Genomic DNA, 20,445 nt, shown 5'->3' with positions numbered 1-20,445 from the left:
CGTAGAACGCCCACTAGGCAAACTTTCCGACGAAGTGCACATTGTTCGCCCTTCCGCAGATGTCTGACGAGTGTGCTGGGAGATTGATGAGAGCTAGCTGAGAACCGTATGTCCGACCACGATATTTTGAGTGATGCCGAGCGCGAAGCGCTGAGCGCTGTGATGCTGAAGCCTGATTTACCGCCACAACGCGTGTTGATCGTCGACGACGACAAGGATGCGCGCGAACTGCTGGCGGAAATCCTGGGCCTGGACGGGATTCGCTGCATGACCGCCGAGAGTAGTGAGGCAGCCTTGAAACTCTTGAAGTCGAGCCGCTCCATTGGGTTGCTGATCACCGACCTGCGCATGGCGCCGAGCAACGGCCTCCAGTTGATTCGCGAAGTGCGCGAATCCGAGCGCGCGGCGTTGCCGATCATCGTTGTGTCCGGGAACGCCGGAGCGCTGGATGTGATCGATGCGATGCATTTGAGCGTGGTGGACTTTCTGCTCAAGCCGATTGATAGCGTGAAGTTGGCGAAGATGGTCAAGCGCGAGTTGGGGATGAGTTCCTGATTTTTGCGGTGTATGTAATGGCCTCATCGGGGGCAAGCCCCCTCCCACAGTTGACCGCGTACATCCTGTGGGAGGGGGCTTGCCCCCGATGAGGCCATTCCGGACACCACAAGCCTCAAAGAAAAAGCCCTGATCGCAAGACCAGGGCTTTTTCATTTACAGGCCGTTTTTAGCCTTGAACTCCCGACGCCTGCGATGCAACACCGGCTCGGTATAACCGTTAGGCTGTTTGGTGCCTTCAATCACCAACTCCACCGCCGCCTGGAACGCGATATTGCTATCGAAGTCCGGCGCCAGCGGGCGGTACAACGCATCCCCGGCATTCTGACGGTCTACCACCGGCGCCATGCGCTTGAGGCTTTCCATCACCTGATCCTGAGTGACCACGCCGTGGCGCAGCCAGTTGGCGATGTGCTGGCTGGAAATGCGCAGGGTGGCGCGGTCTTCCATCAGGCCGATGTCGTTGATGTCCGGCACTTTCGAGCAGCCGACGCCCTGGTCGATCCAGCGCACCACATAACCGAGGATGCCCTGGGCGTTGTTGTCCAGCTCGTTGCGGATCTCTTCGTCCGACCAGTTAGGGTTGTTCGCCAGCGGGATGGTCAGGATATCGTCCAGCGACGCGCGCTCGCGCTTGGCCAGTTCGGCCTGGCGCGCGAACACGTCGACCTTGTGGTAGTGCAACGCGTGCAACGCAGCCGCCGTCGGCGACGGCACCCAGGCGGTGTTGGCGCCGGCCAGCGGGTGGGCGATTTTCTGTTCGAGCATCGCCGCCATCAGGTCGGGCATGGCCCACATGCCTTTACCGATCTGCGCACGGCCTTGCAGGCCGGTAGCGAGGCCGATATCGACGTTCCAGTTTTCGTAGGCGCCGATCCATTTTTCCGCCTTCATCGCGGCCTTGCGCACCATCGCGCCGGCTTCCATGGAGGTGTGGATTTCATCGCCGGTGCGGTCGAGGAAGCCGGTGTTGATAAACACCACGCGCTCGCTGGCGGCCTTGATGCAGGCCTTGAGGTTGACCGTGGTACGGCGCTCCTCGTCCATGATCCCGACCTTGAGGGTGTTGCGCGGCAGGTTCAGCACGTCTTCGATGCGGCCGAACAGCTCGTTGGTGAACGCCGCTTCTTCCGGGCCGTGCATTTTCGGTTTCACGATGTACACGGAGCCGGTGCGGCTGTTCTTGCGGCTGCTGTTGCCGTTGAGGCTGTGGATCGCCGCCAGGCTGGTGAGCAGGCCGTCGAGAATGCCTTCCGGTACTTCGTTGCCGTTTTTGTCGAGGATCGCGTCGATGGTCATCAAGTGGCCAACGTTGCGCACGAACAGCAGCGAGCGACCGTGCAGTGTCACGTCCTGGCCGTTCACGCCGGTGTAGACGCGGTCGGCGTTCATGGTGCGGGTGAAGGTCTTGCCGCCTTTGGCCACTTCTTCGGCCAGGTCGCCTTTCATCAGGCCGAGCCAGTTGCGGTAGATCACCACTTTGTCGTCGGCATCGACGGCGGCGACGGAGTCTTCGCAGTCCATGATGGTGGTCAGCGCGGCTTCCATTAGCACGTCTTTGACGCCGGCCGCGTCGGTCTGGCCGACCGGGGTGCTGGCATCGATCTGGATTTCGAAATGCAGGCCGTTGTGTTTGAGCAGGATCGCAATCGGCTGGGCGCTGTCGCCCTGGAAACCGATCAACTGGGCATCGTCGCGCAGGCCGCTGTTGCTGCCGCCTTTGAGGCTGACCACGAGTTTGCCGTCAACGATCTTGTAGCCAGTGGAATCGACGTGGCTGCCGGCGCTGAGCGGTGCGGCTTCGTCGAGGAAGGCGCGGGCGAAGGCGATGACCTTGTCGCCGCGCACCTTGTTGTAGCCCTGGCCCTTTTCGGCGCCGTCGGCTTCGCTGATGGCGTCGGTGCCATACAGCGCGTCATACAGCGAGCCCCAGCGCGCATTGGAGGCGTTGAGGGCGAAACGGGCGTTCATCACCGGCACAACCAGCTGGGGGCCGGCCATGCGGGCGATTTCGTCATCGACGTTTTGGGTCGAGGCCTGGAAGTCTGCGGCTTCTGGCAGCAGGTATCCGATATCTTGCAGGAAGGCTTTGTAGGCCACCGGGTCATGCGCCTGGCCGGCGTGAGTCTGGTGCCAGGTGTCGATCCGCGCTTGGAAATCGTCGCGTTTGGCGAGTAGGGCTTTGTTCTTCGGTGCCAGGTCGTGGATGACCTTGTCGGCACCGGCCCAGAACTGGTCGGCAGTGATGCCGGTACCGGGAATGGCTTCGTTGTTCACGAAGTCGAACAGGACTTTGGCGACCTGCAGGCCACCGACTTGAACGTGTTCAGTCATTGCTTGCCTCACTCTGCGGAGCTTATGCGCTTTTCAGCTTTTCAATTTACCAATGAAGCCTCTGGCCATTTAAACCGCGGGCACGCTGCGCCGGTACATGCCTGTGAAGGCGGCTGGGCAGGCTGTGTCGCGGAGCATGGTTGCCGTGGCAGACATCGACCCAACGTTATGTAGTGCGCGATTGCGCATACTACATGATGACTTGCGCTTGTGAAAATTAGACTAAATACGTCGTTTAGCGACCCACTTTGGTCGTATGGTCACAGTGGGGTCTTGGATGTTCTCAAGAAACAGATGGATTGTTCCAGATAAATATAAAAATGGTACACGATTTGTTTTCGGGGGCATCTGCGTCCACCTTGTAGATTGAATTCCAGAGGGCTTCGCCATGGACCATCTTGTACTCACTATCATTGCCGCCGACAAACCCGGCCTGGTTGAACGCATTGCGCAGAACATCGCGGCCCACGGCGGCAACTGGCTGGAGAGCCGCATGGCGCACATGGCCGGGCAGTTTGCCGGGATTCTGAGGGTCAGCGTTCCCGCCGAGAACCGTCAGGCCCTGGTGAATGCGCTGGAGGACTTATCCACACACGGCATTCGCGTGCTGGTGGGCGAGAGCGGCGCCGGGCAGGCGGCGGCGTCCAAACCGATCACCATGACGCTGGTGGGCAACGACCGGCCGGGGATCGTGCGTGAGATCACCGCGCTGTTGAGCAAGCAGGGGGTGAACCTCGAACGCTTGAGCACCGACGTGCGCCCGGCGCCGATGAGCGGCGATCCGCTGTTCCACGCCGATGCATCACTGGCGGTGCCGTCTGGCTTGGCGCTGGACACCCTGCAAGCGGCCCTGGAAACCCTGGCCGACGACTTGATGGTGGAGTTGGAACTGCGCCGCGAGGAATAGCCACCCACAAGGTTATGCATGGAAATCTTGCATGGGCCTGTGGATAACCTGTAGAGACCCGGCGCCAGGCCACGCCGGCCGTGCTTCTCCGTCAGCTGAGCAAAAAACGAGCAGTTTCAAGGGCTTGTACACAAATGGCGGGGATCAGGTTGTGGATAACCTTGGGGTGGATCTCTGCAAGCCATGCGGGCCGTGGCTTGCAGAAGTTTGTACGTTATTTGATCAGCGTTTGCGCACGGTCAGCCAGGCGTCCAGGCTGTAGACCACCAGGCCGGCCCAGATAAACGCGAAGGCGATCAGCGTGCTGGTTGCCAGTTGTTCACCAAACAGCAGCACCGCTTCGAGCAGCACCAGGGTCGGCGCCACGTACTGCAAAAAGCCCAGGGCGGTGTAGGGCAAATGCCGTGCGGCGGCGTTGAAGCACACCAGTGGGATCAGCGTCACCGGGCCGGCGGCCACCAGCCACCAGGCTTCGGACGTACTCCAGAATGCCAACTGCGCGCTGTGCGCCGACGGGTTGAACAGCAACCAGGCGACGGCGATCGGCACCAACATCCAGGTTTCCACCACCAGCCCCGGCAGTGCCTTGACCGGCGCCTGCTTGCGGATCAGGCCATAGAAACCGAAGGTCAGCGCCAGCGCCAGCGACACCCACGGCAAACTGCCCACCTGCCACACCTGTTGCGCCACCCCCGCGGCGGCGAGACCGACGGCGAGCCATTGCAGGCGGCGCAGGCGTTCGCCGAGGAGCAGCATGCCGAGCAACACGTTCACCAGCGGGTTGATGTAGTAACCCAGGCTGGCTTCGAGCATGCGTCCGCTGTTCACCGACCACACATAGGTCAGCCAGTTAGCCGCAATCAACGCCCCGCTGAGCGCCAGGATCGCCAGGCGCCGCGGGTTATCGCGCAGTTCGCGGAACCAGCCGGGGTGTTTCCAGACCATCAGCAACAGCGTGCCGAACAGCGCCGACCAGAGCACGCGGTGTACGATGATTTCGGCGGCGGGGACACTGGCGATGGCTTTGAAATAGAGCGGGAACAGACCCCAGATGACATAGGCGCTCAGGCCCAGGATGTAGCCCTTGCGGGGGTTGGCGGCGTGCATTGCAGAATCCTTGCTTAGGCAGCTAACAAAGCGCGATTGTAAGGATATTTGTCTGCTCGTGGGGCCTGCAGTGCTTTATGTGGGAGGGGGCTTGCTCCCTCCCACAGGAAGCAACGCCGTCAGAACAGTTTCAGCGGTTCTTCGTTGAGCGCCGACAACTGTTCGCGCAACGCCAACACCTGATCACCCCAATACCGCTCGCTGCCGAACCACGGAAAGCTGTGGGGGAACGCCGGGTCATCCCAACGCCGCGCCAGCCAGGCGCTGTAGTGCATCAGGCGCAAGGCCCGCAGCGGTTCGATCAGCGCCAGTTCGCGCGGGTCGAAATCGTGGAATTCCTGGTAGCCGTCCATCAACTCCGACAGCTGGCCCAGACATTCCTGACGGTCGCCGGCGAGCATCATCCACAGGTCCTGTACGGCCGGGCCCATGCGGCAGTCATCGAGGTCGACGATGTGGAACATCTCGTCGCGGCACATCATGTTGCCGGGGTGGCAATCGCCGTGCATGCGGATGTTCTTGTGCGGCGTGGCCTTGTACACCTCTTCCACACGCTTGAGCAGGTCGCGGGCCACGGACTCGTAGGCCGGCAGCAGGCTTTTGGGAATGAAGTTGCCTTCGAGCAGGGTGGTGAGGGAGTCGTGGCCGAAGTTCTTCACGCCCAGGGCTTCGCGGTGTTCGAACGGGCGGGTCGCGCCGACCGCGTGCAAGCGCCCGAGCAACTGGCCAAGGCGATAGAGCTGGTCCAGATTGCCCGGCTCCGGCGCCCGGCCGCCACGGCGCGGGAACAGAGCGAAGCGGAACCCGGCGTGTTCGAACAGGCTTGAGCCGTTATGGATCATCGGCGCGACCACCGGCACATCGCACTCGGCCAGCTCGAAGGTGAAGCTGTGTTCTTCGAGGATCGCTTCGTTGCTCCAGCGCTGCGGTCGGTAGAACTTGGCGATCAGCGGCTCGGCGTCTTCGATGCCCACTTGATACACACGGTTTTCGTAGCTGTTGAGCGCCAATACGCGCGCATCGCTGAGGAATCCGATACTTTCGACAGCATCGAGCACCAGGTCGGGGGTGAGTGTTTCAAACGGATGGGCCATGCGAACTCCTGCGCGCAGCAGGGCGCCGCGTCCGGCCGGGTATGGTAACGCACCGGGCTTGAGATAGGGGGCGGCTGTGCCATTGCTATCGGGGGCAAGCCCCCTCCCACAGTTGAAGGTATTCACAAATCAAAATGTGGCAGGAGGCTTGCCCCCTCCCACAGTTGAAGGTATTCACAAATCAACATGTGGCAGGGGCAAGCCCCCTCCCACAGTTGAAGGTATTCACAAATCAACATGTGGCAGGGGCAAGCCCCCTCTCACAGTTGAAGGTATTCACAAATCAACATGTGGGAGGGGGCTTGCCCCCGATAGCGGTCTGTCAGGCGCCCACGATCCCACCATCATCCCGCCGAATCGCCATCACCGACGAACGCGGCTTGCCATTGGGCAGATGCTCCGGCCACGTCGAACCACCGGTTTCGCCGGGATGCTGAATCCCCACGAACAAGGTCTTCTGATCCGGCGAGAAGCTGATCCCCGTCACCTCGCACGCCACCGGCCCGACCATGAAACGGCGGATTTCGCCGGTGTTGGGGTCGGCGCAGAGCATCTGGTTATTGCCCATGCCGGCGAAGTCGCCGCCGTTGCTGTAGTCACCGTCGGTCAGAATCCACAGGCGCCCGGCTTTGTCGAAACCCAGGCCATCGGGGCTGTTGAACATGTTCTGTGGGTTGATGTTCGACGAGCCGCCCTTCGGCGTACCGGCATGCACGCCGGGGTTGCCCGCGACCACAAACAGATCCCAGGTGAAATCGGCGGCGCCGTGGTTATCGGCGTTGGGCTTCCAGCGCAGGATCTGGCCGTAGACGTTTTTCTCGCGTGGGTTGGGCCCACCGACCGGCTGGCCGTCTTCGCCGCGCTTGGCGTTGTTGGTCAGGGTGCAATAGACCTGGCCGTCGGTGGGGCTGACCACGATCCATTCCGGGCGGTCCATGCGCGTGGCTTTCACCACACTGGCAGCCAGGCGTGCATGGATCAGCACTTCGGCCTGGCTGGCGAAACCGGTGCTGGCGTCGATGCCGTTCTTGCCATGGGTCAGCTCGACCCATTGGCCGTTGCCCTTGGGGTGGTCGGCGTTGCCGTCGCCGGCGTCGAAGATCGCCACAAACAACGTGCCATGGTCGAGCAGGTCTTTGTTGGCCTTGGGGTTCTGGTGGTCGATCGGGTCGCGGCTGACGAACTTGTAGATGAATTCGCCGCGCTCGTCGTCGCCCATGTACACCACGGCGCGGCCGTCGCGGGTTTCCGCGAGGGCTGCGTTTTCATGCTTGAAGCGGCCAAGGGCGGTGCGTTTGACGGGAGTGGAGTGCGGGTCGAACGGGTCGATTTCCACCACCCAGCCATGGCGATTGAGTTCGTTGGGATTCTTGGCCATATCGAAACGCGGGTCGTGCAGGTGCCAGTTGATCTCTTTGCTCGCCGCCACCACGCCGTAGCGCTTTTGCCCGGCGTCGAAGGTTTGTTGTGGGTTGCTGCTGCCGAAGCAGTCGGTGAAGTTCTCTTCGCACGTCAGATAAGTGCCCCACGGCGTCTTGCCGTTGGCGCAGTTCTGGAAGGTGCCGAGGGCTTTTTTGCCGGATTTGTCGGCGCTGGTTTTCAGCCAGTCATGGCCGGCCGCCGGGCCGCTCAGGCGGATCGGCGAGTTGCCGTGGATGCGCCGGTTGTAGCGCGAGTCCTGGACGAACTGCCAGGTGTCGCCCTGGCGGCGCACTTCGATCACCGACACACCTTCGCTGGCCTGGGCCTTGCGCACGTCTTCGGCCGATTGCGGCGCGCCGCCGTGGGCGAAGAGGTAGCGGTAGTTGGTGTATTCGTTATTGATCGCCATCAGCGCGCGGTTGTCGTCGCCGGGGAAGGCGAACAGGCTCATGCCATCGTTGTTGTCACCGAACTGCTGCTCCTGGGCCTTGGCCGTGCCGTTGCCGGACGGGTCGAACGCCGGGGCATTCTTGTGCAGCGGCTGGCCCCAACTGATCAGCACCGAGGCGCTGTAGCCGGGCGGCAGGGTGATGCTGTCGCTGGTGGCGGCGGCGATGCTGGCGAACCCCAGCAGCGGGCTGGCGTTGGCGGCATTCACGGCCAGCGCGCTGCGGGTCAGCAGGTTGCCGCCGAGGAACATCGCGGCTCCGCACAGGGCACCGGCGCCGATGAAGCGGCGGCGGGTGAGGCCGACCATCTGTTCGAGGTCGGTGGCTTGGTTTTCTTCTAATAGGCTCATGTCAGGCTCCCTGCGGTTTTTGCAGACACCATAAGGAGCGGGCATGACGAAATTGTTGCAGTTTGACGGCGGGCGCAGCAGGCCCGGCGCTTAGACGGGCGTGCCGAGCAATACATTGCTCGGCGCGAATTGCACCTGGATCGGCTGACCTTCGGCGGCATCCAGGGCCTTGAGCGCGTGGGGCTGGGCCAGGGCGCAAAGTACCTGGCCGTTGGGCAGGGCGATTCGCACTTCGCTGGGGCCGTCCTCGGCGTCGAGAATGGCGTCGACGCTGCCGATCAGGCAATTGTGTCCAGGTGTTTCTGGGTGCTGGCTGGCACACACCTCCAGCCAGCCGGCCTTGATCAGGGCGACCACTTCGACACCGGCTTCCAGCTCCAGCCGTTGCGTGCTGTCGTGGGTGATCTGCGCGCTCAGGCTCAGGCCGCCGGCCAGTTGCAGGCGGATCAGATCATTGCGGCCGTGACGCTCGATGGCGACGACCTGGCCATGCAGTTGGTTGCGCGCACTGGTGCGCAGCATCAGGCGGCCCAGCAGGTTGAAGTCGCTGGCAGCTTCGTCCGAGCCGAGCACTTCGGCCTGTAACACTTGCAGGCGCTGATAGAGACGCAGCACGCGCTCGCCTTCGGCCGTCAGCCTGGCGCCGCCGCCGCCCTTGCCGCCGACGCTGCGTTCCACCAACGGGTTTTGCGCGAGGTTGTTCAGTTCGTCGATGGCGTCCCAGGCCGCTTTGTAGCTCAAGCCGGCGCTTTTCGCCGCGCGGGTGATCGAGCCCTGCTCGGCGATATGCGCCAGCAAAGCGATGCGCTGCGGGCGACGGATGATGTGTTGGCTGAGGGAGGTCGGCAGAGACATGGGGTTACGCTTCGATGAGATGAGCGGAACGTTGCGGGCAAGGCCGGCCGGAGTCAAGTCAGGCACCCGGTTTGGGCGTGCGCGCCAGGCAGTACACGTCGACCTGCCGCGCTCCGGCCTCCATCAACAGACGTGCCAGGCTATGGGCGGTCGCACCGGTGGTGAGCACGTCGTCGACCAGCGCAAAGTGGCGGTCGTGTACCGGTATGTCGCGCGCCAGGGCGAAGGCGCCGCGCAGGTTGCGTTGGCGGCTCTTGGCGTCGAGCGCCTGTTGCGCGACGGTTTCACTGGGGCGTAACAACAGGTGTTCATTGTAGGCAATGTGCAGTTCGGCGCTGAGCCAGCGTGCCAGCATCAACGCCTGGTTATAACCGCGCTCGCGCAGGCGTTTGCGCGCCATGGGCACCGGCAGCAGGCAGTCGGGGCGCGGCAGTTCGGCGTTGTCGAAGCGGTGTTGCAGATGGCGTCCCAGCAAGCGCCCCAGCAGATGCCCGAGGGGCCAGCGCGCCTGATGCTTGAAGCGGCTGATCAGGCTATCGACGGGGAAGCTGTAGCGCCAGGCGGCGATGACCTGTTTAAAGGCTGGCGGGTGTTTCTGGCATTGGCCGCAGATCAGACCGTCCAGCGGCAGGGGCAGGGCGCAGACCTCGCACTGCTCCATCAGCCAGGGCAGCTCGGTTTCGCAGGCGTTGCACACACAATCGGCCGACTCAGTGGCTTCATCGCAGATTAAACAGTGCTGTACGTTTTTTGACCATATGTAAACTTGGTGTTTGTATCCAGGTTGACAGTGCATGAATCTTCCTTAAATATGCCGAGCATCCGTGTCGTGCCTGTGGGTATTGCCCTTCCCACAGCGTTTGCCAAAGCATAATCAAGGAATCGCCCATGAGCGCCAGCACCACTGCCACCCTGCGTCACGATTGGTCCTTGGCCGAAGTCAAAGCACTGTTCGTGCAACCGTTCAATGACCTGTTGTTCCAGGCGCAGACCGTGCACCGCGCGCATTTCGATGCGAACCGTGTGCAGGTGTCGACCCTGCTGTCGATCAAGACCGGCGCCTGCCCGGAAGATTGCAAATATTGTCCGCAGTCGGGCCACTACAACACCGGCCTGGAAAAAGAAAAGCTGATGGAAGTGCAGAAGGTCCTCGAAGAGGCGGCCCGCGCCAAGGCCATCGGTTCGACCCGCTTCTGCATGGGCGCGGCGTGGAAACATCCGTCGGCCAAAGACATGCCCTACGTGCTGCAGATGGTCAAAGGCGTGAAGGCCATGGGCCTGGAAACCTGCATGACCCTCGGCCGTCTCGACCAGGACCAGACCGAAGCCCTGGCCCAGGCCGGCCTCGACTACTACAACCACAACCTCGACACGTCGCCGGAGTTCTACGGCTCGATCATCACCACCCGCACCTACGCCGAGCGCCTGCAAACCCTGGCCTACGTGCGTGATTCGGGGATGAAGATCTGCTCCGGCGGCATTCTCGGCATGGGCGAGTCCCTCGACGACCGCGCCAACCTGCTGATCCAGCTGGCCAACCTGCCGGAGCATCCGGAATCGGTGCCGATCAATATGCTGGTGAAGGTGGCGGGCACGCCGCTGGAAAACGCCGAGGAGATCGACCCGTTCGACTTTATCCGCATGCTGGCGGTGGCGCGCATCCTGATGCCGCAGTCCCATGTGCGCCTGTCGGCCGGCCGTGAGGCGATGAACGAGCAGATGCAGGCCCTGGCGTTCTTTGCTGGCGCCAACTCGATCTTCTACGGCGACAAACTGCTGACCACCGCCAACCCGCAGGCCGACAAGGACATGCAACTGTTCTCGCGCCTGGGCATCTTGCCGGAAGCGCGGGAAGAGCACGCCGACGAAGTCCACCAGGCGGCGATCGAGCAAGCGCTGGTGGAACAGAAAAGCAGCGAGCAGTTCTACAACGCCGCGGTTTAAAGCACCACGGCGATCCAAATGTGGGAGCTGGCTTGCCTGCGATAGCGGTCTTTCTGACACTTCGGTGGTGACAGTCCTGCCGCTATCGCAGGCAAGCCAGCTCCCACAGGGGATCGCGCCCTGTCTTACATTTCTCTGATCTGCCGAGGCCTGCATGTCTTTCGATCTCGCCGCGCGTCTCGCTGCCCGTCGTGCCGAACACCTTTACCGCCAACGCCCTCTGCTGGACAGCCCGCAAGGCCCGGAAGTGGTGGTGGACGGTCAACCGTTACTGGCGTTCTGCAGTAACGATTACCTGGGCCTGGCCAATCACCCGCAGGTGATCGAGGCCTGGCGTGCCGGTGCGTCCCGTTGGGGCGTGGGCGGTGGCGCTTCGCACCTGGTGGTCGGGCATGCCACGCCGCACCATGCGCTGGAAGAAGCCCTGGCCGACTTCACCGGACGCCCGCGTGCGTTGTTGTTTACCACCGGTTACATGGCCAACCTCGGCGCGGTCACGGCGCTGGTGGGGCAGGGCGATACGGTGCTGGAAGACCGCCTCAACCATGCTTCATTGCTGGATGCCGGCCTGCTGTCCGGGGCGCGCTTCAATCGCTACCTGCACAACGACGCCGCCAGCCTGGCCAAGCGCCTGGAGAAAGCCACCGGCAATACTCTGGTGGTCACCGATGGCGTGTTCAGCATGGACGGCAACCTCGCCGACTTGCCGGCGCTGGCCCGTGAAGCGCGGGCCAAAGGCGCCTGGTTGATGGTGGACGATGCCCACGGTTTCGGCCCGTTGGGCGCGAACGGCGGCGGTATCGTCGAGCATTTCGGCCTGAGCCAGGCGGATGTGCCGGTGCTGGTCGGCACCCTGGGCAAAGCGTTCGGCACTGCGGGCGCCTTTGTCGCGGGCAGTGACGATTTGATCGAAAGCCTGATCCAGTTCGCCCGGCCCTACATCTACACCACCAGCCAACCCCCGGCCCTGGCCTGCGCCACCCTCAAAAGCCTGGAGCTGCTGCGCACCGAGCATTGGCGGCGCGAGCACCTCAACGGCCTGATCCGCCAGTTCCGCCACGGTGCCGAGCAGATCGGCCTGACGCTGATGGACAGTTTCACGCCGATTCAGCCGATCCTGATCGGCGACAGTGCCAAGGCCATGGCGTTGTCGCGGATGTTGCGCGAGCGCGGCCTGATGGTCACCGCGATCCGCCCACCCACCGTGCCCGCCGGCAGCGCCCGTTTGCGCGTGACGCTGACCGCGGCCCACAGCGCGGCGCAGGTGCAGCTATTGTTAAACGCATTGGAAGCGTGTTTCCGCTTGTCCGGTACGACGGAGCCCGACCATGCGTGATCGCTTGATCCTGCTGCCCGGCTGGGGCCTCGGCGTGTCGCCGCTGGAGCCGTTGGCCGCCGCCCTGCACGGCCTGAACGAGCACCTGCGCGTACAGGTCGAGCCGTTGCCGGCGTTGGCCTCCAGCGACCTGGATGAATGGCTCGACGAACTCGACGCGAGCCTGCCGGACGACGCCTGGCTCGGTGGCTGGTCGTTGGGCGGCATGCTCGCTTCCGAGCTGGCCGCGCGGCGCGGCGAGCGTTGTTGTGGGTTGCTGACCCTGGCGAGCAACCCGTGTTTCGTCGCCCGTGATAGTTGGCCGAACGCGATGCCCGGCGCAACCTTCGAGGCGTTCCTCGCCGGTTGCCACGCCGACGTCCCGGTCACCCTCAAGCGCTTCGGCCTGTTGTGCGCCAAAGGCGCCGCGGACCCTCGCGGCTTGGCGCGTCTGCTGACCAGCGCGGCACCACAGACGCCGTCGAACGTGTTGATGAACGGCCTCGAGCTGCTTGCCCAACTGGATACCCGCGACGCCTTGGTGGCCTTCCGCGGCCCGCAATTGCACCTGTTCGCGGGCCTGGATGAATTGGTGCCCGCCGAAGCCGCCAGCGACCTGCTGAGCCTGCTGCCCGATGTCGAAATCGGCCTGATTGAACAGGCCGGCCACGCTGTTCTCCTGGAGGACCCCCACGGTGTAGCGGGGGCCATCCAGGCTTTTTTGCACGAGTGCGTTGATGACTGATTTAGCCCATGCCTGCCTGCCAGGCGCGTTGCCGGACAAGCGCCAGGTGGCGGCCTCCTTTTCCCGTGCCGCCGCCAGTTACGACAGCGTGGCCGAGTTGCAGCGCGCGGTGGGGCATGAATTGCTGACCCGTCTGCCGCCGGCCTGCAGTGCGCAGCGCTGGTTGGACATGGGCTGCGGCACCGGTTATTTCAGCCGCGTGCTGGGCGAACGGCTGCCGGCCGGCCAAGGCGTGGCGCTGGATATTGCCCAAGGCATGCTCGACCATGCGCGGCCGTTGGGCGGCGCGCAGCATTTCATCGCCGGTGACGCCGAGCGCCTGCCGTTGCAGGCGGCCAGCTGCGGGTTGATCTTCTCCAGCCTGGCGGTGCAATGGTGCGCGGATTTCGCGGCGGTGCTCAGCGAAGCCCATCGCGTGCTGCAGCCGGGCGGCGTGCTGGCGTTCGCCAGCTTGTGCGTGGGCACATTGGACGAGTTGCGCGAAAGCTGGCGGGCGGTGGACGGGCGGGTCCACGTCAACCGCTTCCGCAGCTTCGAAGCCTATCAACAGCTGTGCGCGACCAGTGGCTTCAAGGTGCGGAGCCTGGAGCGGCGTGCTCATGTGTTGCATTACCCGGATGTGCGCAGCCTGACCCACGAATTGAAAGCGCTTGGCGCGCACAATCTCAACCCGGGGCGGCCGGGAGGGTTGACGGGCCGCGCGCGGATTGTTGCACTGATCGACGCCTACGAGCAGTTCCGCCAGGCCCAGGGCCTGCCGGCCACCTACCAAGTGGTGTACGCCGTACTGGAGAAGCCTCTATGAACGCCGCTTATTTCATCACCGGCACCGATACCGATGTCGGCAAGACCACCATCGCCGCCGGCCTGCTGCATGCCGCGCGCCTGGCCGGCAAAAGCACCGCCGCCGGCAAGCCGGTGGCTTCCGGTTGCCAGGTCACCGCCAAAGGCTTGCGCAACGCCGATGCGCTGGCACTGCTGGCCGAGTGTTCGTTGCCGTTGAGCTACGCCGAGGTCAACCCGGTGGCGTTCGAGCCGGCCATCGCGCCGCACCTGGCCGCGCGCGAGGCGGGCGTTGCGCTGACGGTGCAATCGCTGCTCAAACCCATGCAACAGATCCTGGCGCGAAAAGCGGATTTCACCCTGATCGAAGGCGCGGGCGGCTGGCGCGTGCCGTTGGCCGACCAGGACAACCTGTCCGACCTGGCCATGGCGCTGCAATTGCCGGTGATCCTGGTGGTGGGCGTGCGCCTGGGGTGCATCAGCCATGCCCTGCTCACCGCCGAAGCGATCGCGCGCGATGGCCTGCCGCTGGCCGGTTGGGTGGCGAATATCATCGAGCCGAAGACCTCTCGTCTGGAAGAAAACCTCGCCACCCTGGCCGAACGCTTGCCCGCGCCGTGCCTGGGCCGGGTGCCCAAACTCAAGCACGCCAGCAGCGCCGCGGTGGCTGAGTACCTGCACTTGGACTTGCTTGACTGATTTTGGCTATCGATAAGGCATTATGCCATTAGTGTTTTTGACGGGCCTTTTGCCCGGATGTCTGTTTCAATTCAACTTCACGATTCTCTCAGCAGGTCCACGCCATGGAAATCTCTGGCAGCAGCGCGTTTTATTCAGGCCTGAGCACCATTCAGGCCGGGCAGAGCCGCGTCGACCAGGCCGCCGGCAGGATTGCCAGCGCCGCCACTACCCAGCCGTCGGACGCCCAGAGCGACCTGCTGCAGGCCAATGACCGCGCCCAGCCGACCAACTCGGCGAGCAATATGGTCGAAATGGCCCAAGGCAAGTTTCAGGTGGAGCTGGGCGCGAAAGTCGCCAAGGCTTCCGATGAAATGCTCGGCACGTTGATCGACACCTTCGCCTGACCCCCTGAAGCAACGCGGTGTGCCAGGCACACCGCTCGCGCCTGCACCTTCGCCTTTTTCCCGATAACCCTTGTGGCGCCTCGCCGCAGGCATCGTCGTGCGCGCTCTTGAGCGGTGTCATGACAAACGGCAGCGGGACGACGCTTGACATCCCCAGGTCGTAAACGTATGTTTCAAACACCTGTTTGACCGCCATAACAAATCCCACGCGGTTGTTCATCCCAGACACATCAGCAGAGGTTTATCGCTATGCCTGACTACAAGGCCCCCTTGCGTGATATTCGCTTCGTTCGTGACGAACTGCTCGGCTATGAAGCGCATTATCAAAGCCTGCCGGCTTGCCAGGACGCTACTCCGGACATGGTTGACGCCATTCTTGAAGAAGGCGCCAAGTTTTGTGAGCAAGTACTGGCACCGTTGAACCGCGTGGGTGACATCGAAGGGTGTACCTGGAGCGAGTCAGGCGTTAAAACCCCTACTGGTTTCAAAGAAGCCTACAAACAGTTTGTCGAAGGCGGCTGGCCGAGCCTGGCCCACGACGTGGAGCACGGTGGCCAAGGCCTGCCGGAATCCCTGGGCCTGGCGGTCAGCGAAATGGTCGGCGAAGCCAACTGGTCGTGGGGCATGTACCCAGGCCTGTCCCATGGCGCGATGAACACCATCTCCGAGCACGGCACCCCCGAGCAACAAGACGCCTACCTGACCAAGCTGGTGTCGGGCGAATGGACCGGCACCATGTGCCTGACCGAGCCTCACTGCGGCACCGACCTGGGCATGCTGCGCACCAAGGCCGAACCTCAGGCCGACGGCACCTACAAAGTCTCCGGCACCAAGATCTTCATCTCGGCCGGCGAACACGACATGGCCGACAACATCGTCCATATCGTCCTGGCCCGCCTGCCGGACGCACCGGCCGGTACCAAAGGCATCTCGCTGTTCATCGTGCCCAAATTCCTGCCGAACGCCGATGGCTCGATCGGTGCGCGCAACGCGGTGACCTGCGGTTCCCTGGAACACAAGATGGGCATCCACGGTAACGCCACCTGCGTGATGAACTTCGACGCAGCCACCGGTTTTCTGATCGGCCCGGCGAACAAAGGCCTGAACTGCATGTTCACCTTTATGAACACCGCTCGCCTGGGCACCGCGCTGCAAGGCCTGGCCCACGCCGAGATCGGCTTCCAGGGCGGCCTGAAATACGCTCGCGATCGCCTGCAAATGCGTTCCCTGACCGGCCCGAAAGCGCCGGACAAAGCGGCCGACCCGATCATCGTCCACCCCGACGTGCGCCGCATGCTGCTGACCATGAAAGCCTTCGCCGAAGGTAACCGTGCGATGGTGTACTTCACCGCCAAGCAAGTGGACATCGTCAAGTACGGCACCGACGACGAAGCCAAGAAACAGGCCGATGGCCTGCTGGCCTTCATGACCCCGATCGCCAAGGCGTTCATGACCGAAGTCGGCTTCGAGTCCGCCAACCACGGCGTGCAGATCTACGGCGGTCACGGCTTCATCGCCGAGTGGGGCATGGAGCAGAACGTGCGCGACAGCCGCATTTCGATGCTGTACGAAGGCACCACCGGCATCCAGGCGCTGGACCTGCTCGGCCGTAAAGTGCTGATGACCCAAGGCGAAGCGCTGAAGGGCTTCACCAAGATCGTCCACAAGTTCTGCCAAGCCAACGAAGGCAACGAAGCGGTCAAAGAGTTCGTGACACCGCTGGCCGCGCTGAACAAAGAGTGGGGCGAGTTGACCATGAAGGTCGGCATGGCGGCGATGAAAGACCGTGAAGAAGTCGGTGCCGCGTCGGTGGACTACCTGATGTACTCCGGTTACGCCTGCCTGGCTTACTTCTGGGCCGACATGGCACGCCTGGCGGCCGAGAAACTGGCCGCCGGCACCAGCGAAGCGGCGTTCTACACCGCCAAGCTGCAGACCGCGCGCTTCTACTTCCAGCGCATCCTGCCGCGTACCCGTACTCACGTGGCCACCATGCTGTCGGGCGCCAATAACCTGATGGACATGAAAGAAGAGGACTTCGGCCTGGCTTACTAAGCCTCACCGAGCCCACTTGAAAAACCGTCGCTCCTGTTGGGGGCGACGGTTTTTTTTTGCCGATAAAAAACGCAGCGGGGCGCTCAGGGATTGCGATTGGCTGCCGTTACAGTGATGGCAATGTGATACAGGCCGGGCAGGGTATGTTTAACTGTCTGGAGTAAGGCACAGTGCCATCATTCCTGGCGGGTCGGAGTTTTACCCTTGTCACGCGCGTCCGCTTTACGTTTCAGTCATTTCCTCCCTTCATTGCTGCTGTTACTGGCCGGGCTCTCGGCTGCGTATGTCAAGGACCTCAACGTCTTCTTCACCTCGCTGTTCAACGTGTTGCCGACCCTGGTGCTGTTGCTCGGCGGTTCGTATTGCGCGGTCTATCGTCGCCAGCGTGAACTGTTCCTGATGATCACGGTGTACATCGCCTACTTCCTGCTCGACACCCAGACCGACTACTACCGCGACAACGGCCGCGTGCGCGAAGACGCCGCGGTGGTGTTCCACTTGTGCTGCCTGTTGCTGCCGCTGCTGTTCGGCCTCTATGGGCTGTGGCAGGAAAAAACCCACTTGTTCCGTGATTTTGTCGCGCGCTGTGCGGTGCTGCTGGCGGTCGGCAGTGTCGCGTTGGCGCTGGAGCAAAGTTATCCCCAGGCGCTGCTGAACTGGCTGGCGGAAATTCGCTGGCCGGCGCTGCATGGCGCCTGGATGAGCCTGATCCAGCTGTCGTACCCGATGTTCCTGATCGGTTTCCTGACCCTGGTGGCGCAATACTGGTACCAGCCGCGCCCGCTGCACGCGGCGCAGATGGTGGGGCTGGTGGGATTGTTCTGGATGTTGCCGCAGACGTTTATCCTGCCGTTCACTCTGAACATCATGTGCAGCCAGGTGATGCTGATGATTGCGGCCGCGGTGGCCCACGAGGCCTATCAGATGGCGTTTCGTGACGAGTTGACCGGCCTGCCGGGGCGTCGCGCACTCAATGAGCGCATGCAGCGACTGGGGCGCAACTATGTGCTGGCGATGAGCGACGTCGATCACTTCAAGCGCTTCAACGACACCCATGGCCACGATGTCGGCGACCAGGTGCTGCGCCTGGTCGCCAGCAAGCTGTCGAAGGTCAATGGCGGCGGACGCGCCTACCGTTATGGCGGTGAAGAGTTCGCCGTGGTGTTTGCCGGCAAGACCCTGGATGAATGCATGCCGCACCTGGAAGAAATCCGCGAGATCATCGCCAACTACGACATCAAGCTGCGCAACCCGGACCGCCCGCAGGATGACCTGCAAGGTCGCCAGCGGCGCGCGGGCAGCGGTGCGTCGAGTGTCTCGGTGACCGTCAGCATCGGCGTGGCCGAGCGCCAGGCCGAGCATCGCACCTCCGAAGAGGTGCTCAAATCCGCCGACCAGGCGCTGTATGCCGCCAAGGGCGCGGGGCGTAACTGCGTGATTGCGGCCGGGCAAACCCGCCGTGGCGCGGTACGCACGCAGAGTGCTGCCGGTTGAGTGATGGTGCTGTATTCAGCGGCGCTACAGTGATTGTCCGGGGCGGTGGCCGGCAGTAGGTTGAAACCATCTGCTGCCGGAGACATCGCCATGCCTGAGTACAAAGCTCCCCTGCGCGACATGCGCTTTCTGATCGACAACGTGTTTGATTTCCACGCTCACTACGCCGCCCTCGGCGCGACGGACGCCAGCCCGGACATGGTCAGCGCGATCCTCGAAGAAGGTGCGAAATTCTGCGAGAACGTGCTCGCGCCGCTCAACCGCAGCGGCGATGAAGAAGGCTGCCATTTCGACAAAGGCGTGGTGACCACGCCCAAGGGCTTCAAGGAAGCCTTCGCTCAGTATGTGCAAGGCGGCTGGCACGGCGTGGCAGCCGACCCGGCCTACGGCGGTCAAGGCCTGCCGCAATCCCTGGGGTTGGTGCTCAGCGAAATGATCGGCTCCAGCAACACCTCCTGGGGCATGTACCCGGGGCTGACCCACGGCGCGATGTCGGCGATCCACGCCCACGGCAGCGCCGAACAGAAAGCCACCTACCTGAGCAAACTCACCGCTGGCGAATGGACCGGCACCATGTGCCTGACCGAAGCCCACTGCGGCACCGACCTGGGCCTGATCAAGACCCGCGCCGTGCCCCAGGCGGATGGCAGCTATGCGGTCAGCGGCAGCAAGATCTTCATCTCTGCCGGTGAGCACGACCTGAGCACCAACATCATCCACCTGGTGCTGGCCAAGCTGCCGGACGCCCCGGCCGGCACCAAAGGCATCTCGCTGTTTATCGTGCCCAAGTTCCATGCCGATTCGGGCGAGCGCAACGCGGTGCATTGCGGCTCCATCGAGCACAAGATGGGGATCAAGGCCTCGGCCACCTGCGTGCTGAACTTCGACGGGGCCAAGGGCTTTTTGATCGGCGAGGCGAACAAAGGCCTCAACTGCATGTTCACCATGATGAACCACGCGCGCCTCGGCACCGGGATGCAAGGGCTGTGCAACGGCGAAGCGAGCTTCCAGGGCGCGATCAGGTACGCCAACGACCGCCTGCAAATGCGCGCGCTGACCGGCGCCAAGGCCCCGGAAAAAGCCGCCGACCCGATCATCGTCCATCCCGACGTGCGGCGCATGCTGCTGACCATGAAGGCGTTCAACGAAGGCAACCGGGCGCTCACCTATTTCACCGCGCAACTGCTCGACACCGCGCACTTGAGCGCCGACGCCGGCCAGCGCCAGGAGGCCGAAGACCTGTTGGCATTCCTCACGCCGATCTGCAAAGCCTTCATGACCGACACCGGGCTGGAAGTGACCAACCACGGCATGCAGGTGTTCGGCGGCCATGGTTTTATTCGCGAGTGGGGCATGGAGCAGTTGGTGCGCGATTGCCGCATTGCGTCGATCTACGAAGGCACCAACGGCATCCAGGCGCTCGACTTGCTGGGGCGCAAGGTGTTGGGCAGCCAGGGCAAGCTGCTGCGCGGTTTTACCCGGATTGTGCATAAGTTCTGTGAGGCGAATGCCGAGCATGCGCAGCTCAAGGCGTATGTGGCGCAGCTCGATCAACTGAACCGGCAATGGGGCGAGCTGACGACCGAGGTCGGCATGGCCGCGATGAAAAACCCTGACGAAGTGGGCGCCGCCGCGGTGGACTACTTGATGTACAGCGGTTACATCGTCCTCGCCTATTTGTGGCTGCGCATGGCGATCGCGGCGCAGACCCACGACGATGCCGACTTCGCCAAGGCCAAGCTGGCCACCTGCGACTTTTACTTCAAGCGCCTGCTGCCGCGCACTGCCACCCATCGGGCTGCCGTGCAAGCGGGCAGCGAGTGCCTGATGAGTCTGCCTGCGGAGGCATTCGGCGGCTGATGACTTAAAAATACCAATCAGTCAAAAGTGGACCCTATGTGTCTGAAAAGTTGTTCGGGTACACTCGGCGCCTGTAAAACCGACCCTATCG

At 63.0% G+C, this 20,445-nt stretch carries 17 protein-coding genes; 11 read left to right on the top strand and 6 right to left on the bottom strand.

Features of this window, described 5'->3' with window-relative positions; genetic code table 11:
- The first annotated feature begins 108 nt into the window (after positions 1-108).
- Positions 109-555 carry a response regulator gene (locus ACP7E3_RS00415; RefSeq protein WP_108524939.1) on the top strand — a complete coding sequence of 149 codons (447 nt, stop codon included), beginning with the start codon at positions 109-111 and terminating at the stop codon, positions 553-555.
- 156 nt (positions 556-711) lie between these two features.
- Here ACP7E3_RS00415 and ACP7E3_RS00410 read toward each other — a convergent pair whose 3' ends face one another.
- Positions 712-2,889 carry a malate synthase G gene (locus tag ACP7E3_RS00410; protein WP_046381831.1) on the bottom strand — a complete coding sequence of 726 codons (2,178 nt, stop codon included), beginning with the start codon at positions 2,887-2,889 and terminating at the stop codon, positions 712-714.
- A 388-nt stretch (positions 2,890-3,277) separates the two neighbouring features.
- Between ACP7E3_RS00410 and ACP7E3_RS00405 the strand changes: the two genes are divergently transcribed.
- The gene (locus tag ACP7E3_RS00405) at positions 3,278-3,796 is read left to right on the top strand and encodes a glycine cleavage system protein R (RefSeq protein WP_017847852.1); all 519 of its coding nucleotides are present in this window, start codon (positions 3,278-3,280) and stop codon (positions 3,794-3,796) included.
- A gap of 222 nt (positions 3,797-4,018) precedes the next feature.
- Here the strand turns inward: ACP7E3_RS00405 and rarD are convergent, their stop codons facing one another.
- From rarD to ACP7E3_RS00380, 5 genes are all read right to left on the bottom strand, one after another.
- Positions 4,019-4,903, bottom strand: a complete 885-nt coding sequence (gene rarD, locus ACP7E3_RS00400; protein WP_017847851.1) for an EamA family transporter RarD — start codon at positions 4,901-4,903, stop codon at positions 4,019-4,021.
- A 119-nt stretch (positions 4,904-5,022) separates the two neighbouring features.
- Entirely contained in the window at positions 5,023-5,997 is a 975-nt protein-coding gene (locus tag ACP7E3_RS00395) for a serine/threonine protein kinase (protein WP_017847850.1), read from the bottom strand.
- A gap of 322 nt (positions 5,998-6,319) precedes the next feature.
- Positions 6,320-8,218, bottom strand: coding sequence for a PhoX family protein (locus ACP7E3_RS00390; protein ID WP_046489087.1), 1,899 nt, complete (start codon positions 8,216-8,218; stop codon positions 6,320-6,322).
- Positions 8,219-8,308: 90 nt separating this feature from the next.
- Positions 8,309-9,073: a TOBE domain-containing protein gene (locus ACP7E3_RS00385; RefSeq protein ID WP_126585116.1), complete on the bottom strand. Its 765-nt coding sequence runs from the start codon at positions 9,071-9,073 to the stop codon at positions 8,309-8,311.
- Positions 9,074-9,131: 58 nt separating this feature from the next.
- Entirely contained in the window at positions 9,132-9,869 is a 738-nt protein-coding gene (locus ACP7E3_RS00380; protein WP_102618135.1) for a ComF family protein, read from the bottom strand.
- A gap of 92 nt (positions 9,870-9,961) precedes the next feature.
- Between ACP7E3_RS00380 and bioB the strand changes: the two genes are divergently transcribed.
- The 9 genes from bioB (at position 9,962) to ACP7E3_RS00335 (ending at position 20,354) form a co-directional block, all read left to right on the top strand.
- Positions 9,962-11,017: a biotin synthase BioB gene (bioB, locus tag ACP7E3_RS00375; RefSeq protein ID WP_017847846.1), complete on the top strand. Its 1,056-nt coding sequence runs from the start codon at positions 9,962-9,964 to the stop codon at positions 11,015-11,017.
- A 154-nt stretch (positions 11,018-11,171) separates the two neighbouring features.
- Positions 11,172-12,353 carry an 8-amino-7-oxononanoate synthase gene (gene bioF / locus ACP7E3_RS00370; RefSeq protein WP_017847845.1) on the top strand — a complete coding sequence of 394 codons (1,182 nt, stop codon included), beginning with the start codon at positions 11,172-11,174 and terminating at the stop codon, positions 12,351-12,353.
- Entirely contained in the window at positions 12,346-13,077 is a 732-nt protein-coding gene (locus tag ACP7E3_RS00365; protein WP_426122100.1) for an alpha/beta fold hydrolase, read from the top strand. Before bioF ends, ACP7E3_RS00365 begins: the two co-directional genes overlap by 8 nt.
- A complete protein-coding gene (gene bioC, locus ACP7E3_RS00360; RefSeq protein ID WP_426122099.1) occupies positions 13,070-13,882 on the top strand; it encodes a malonyl-ACP O-methyltransferase BioC in 813 nt (270 codons plus the stop codon). Before ACP7E3_RS00365 ends, bioC begins: the two co-directional genes overlap by 8 nt.
- Complete coding sequence (gene bioD / locus ACP7E3_RS00355; protein WP_046381837.1) at positions 13,879-14,559, top strand: dethiobiotin synthase; 681 nt, start codon at positions 13,879-13,881, stop codon at positions 14,557-14,559. Before bioC ends, bioD begins: the two co-directional genes overlap by 4 nt.
- 104 nt (positions 14,560-14,663) lie before the next feature.
- Positions 14,664-14,945 (top strand): hypothetical protein, encoded by a 282-nt coding sequence (locus tag ACP7E3_RS00350; protein WP_046381838.1) that lies wholly within the window; start codon positions 14,664-14,666, stop codon positions 14,943-14,945.
- 249 nt (positions 14,946-15,194) lie between these two features.
- A complete protein-coding gene (locus ACP7E3_RS00345; RefSeq protein ID WP_046381839.1) occupies positions 15,195-17,000 on the top strand; it encodes a phenylacyl-CoA dehydrogenase in 1,806 nt (601 codons plus the stop codon).
- A gap of 204 nt (positions 17,001-17,204) precedes the next feature.
- Positions 17,205-18,494, top strand: a complete 1,290-nt coding sequence (locus tag ACP7E3_RS00340; protein ID WP_057005403.1) for a GGDEF domain-containing protein — start codon at positions 17,205-17,207, stop codon at positions 18,492-18,494.
- Positions 18,495-18,584: 90 nt separating this feature from the next.
- Positions 18,585-20,354, top strand: a complete 1,770-nt coding sequence (locus tag ACP7E3_RS00335) for an acyl-CoA dehydrogenase C-terminal domain-containing protein (protein ID WP_426122098.1) — start codon at positions 18,585-18,587, stop codon at positions 20,352-20,354.
- Positions 20,355-20,445: the final 91 nt, after the last annotated feature.

This window comes from Pseudomonas sp. PSPC2-3 (assembly GCF_049898265.1).
GTDB classification, from domain to species: domain Bacteria; phylum Pseudomonadota; class Gammaproteobacteria; order Pseudomonadales; family Pseudomonadaceae; genus Aquipseudomonas; species Aquipseudomonas veronii.
The sequence above is the reverse complement of the archived record's forward strand: the minus strand, read 5'-3'. Positions and strand labels throughout refer to the sequence as shown.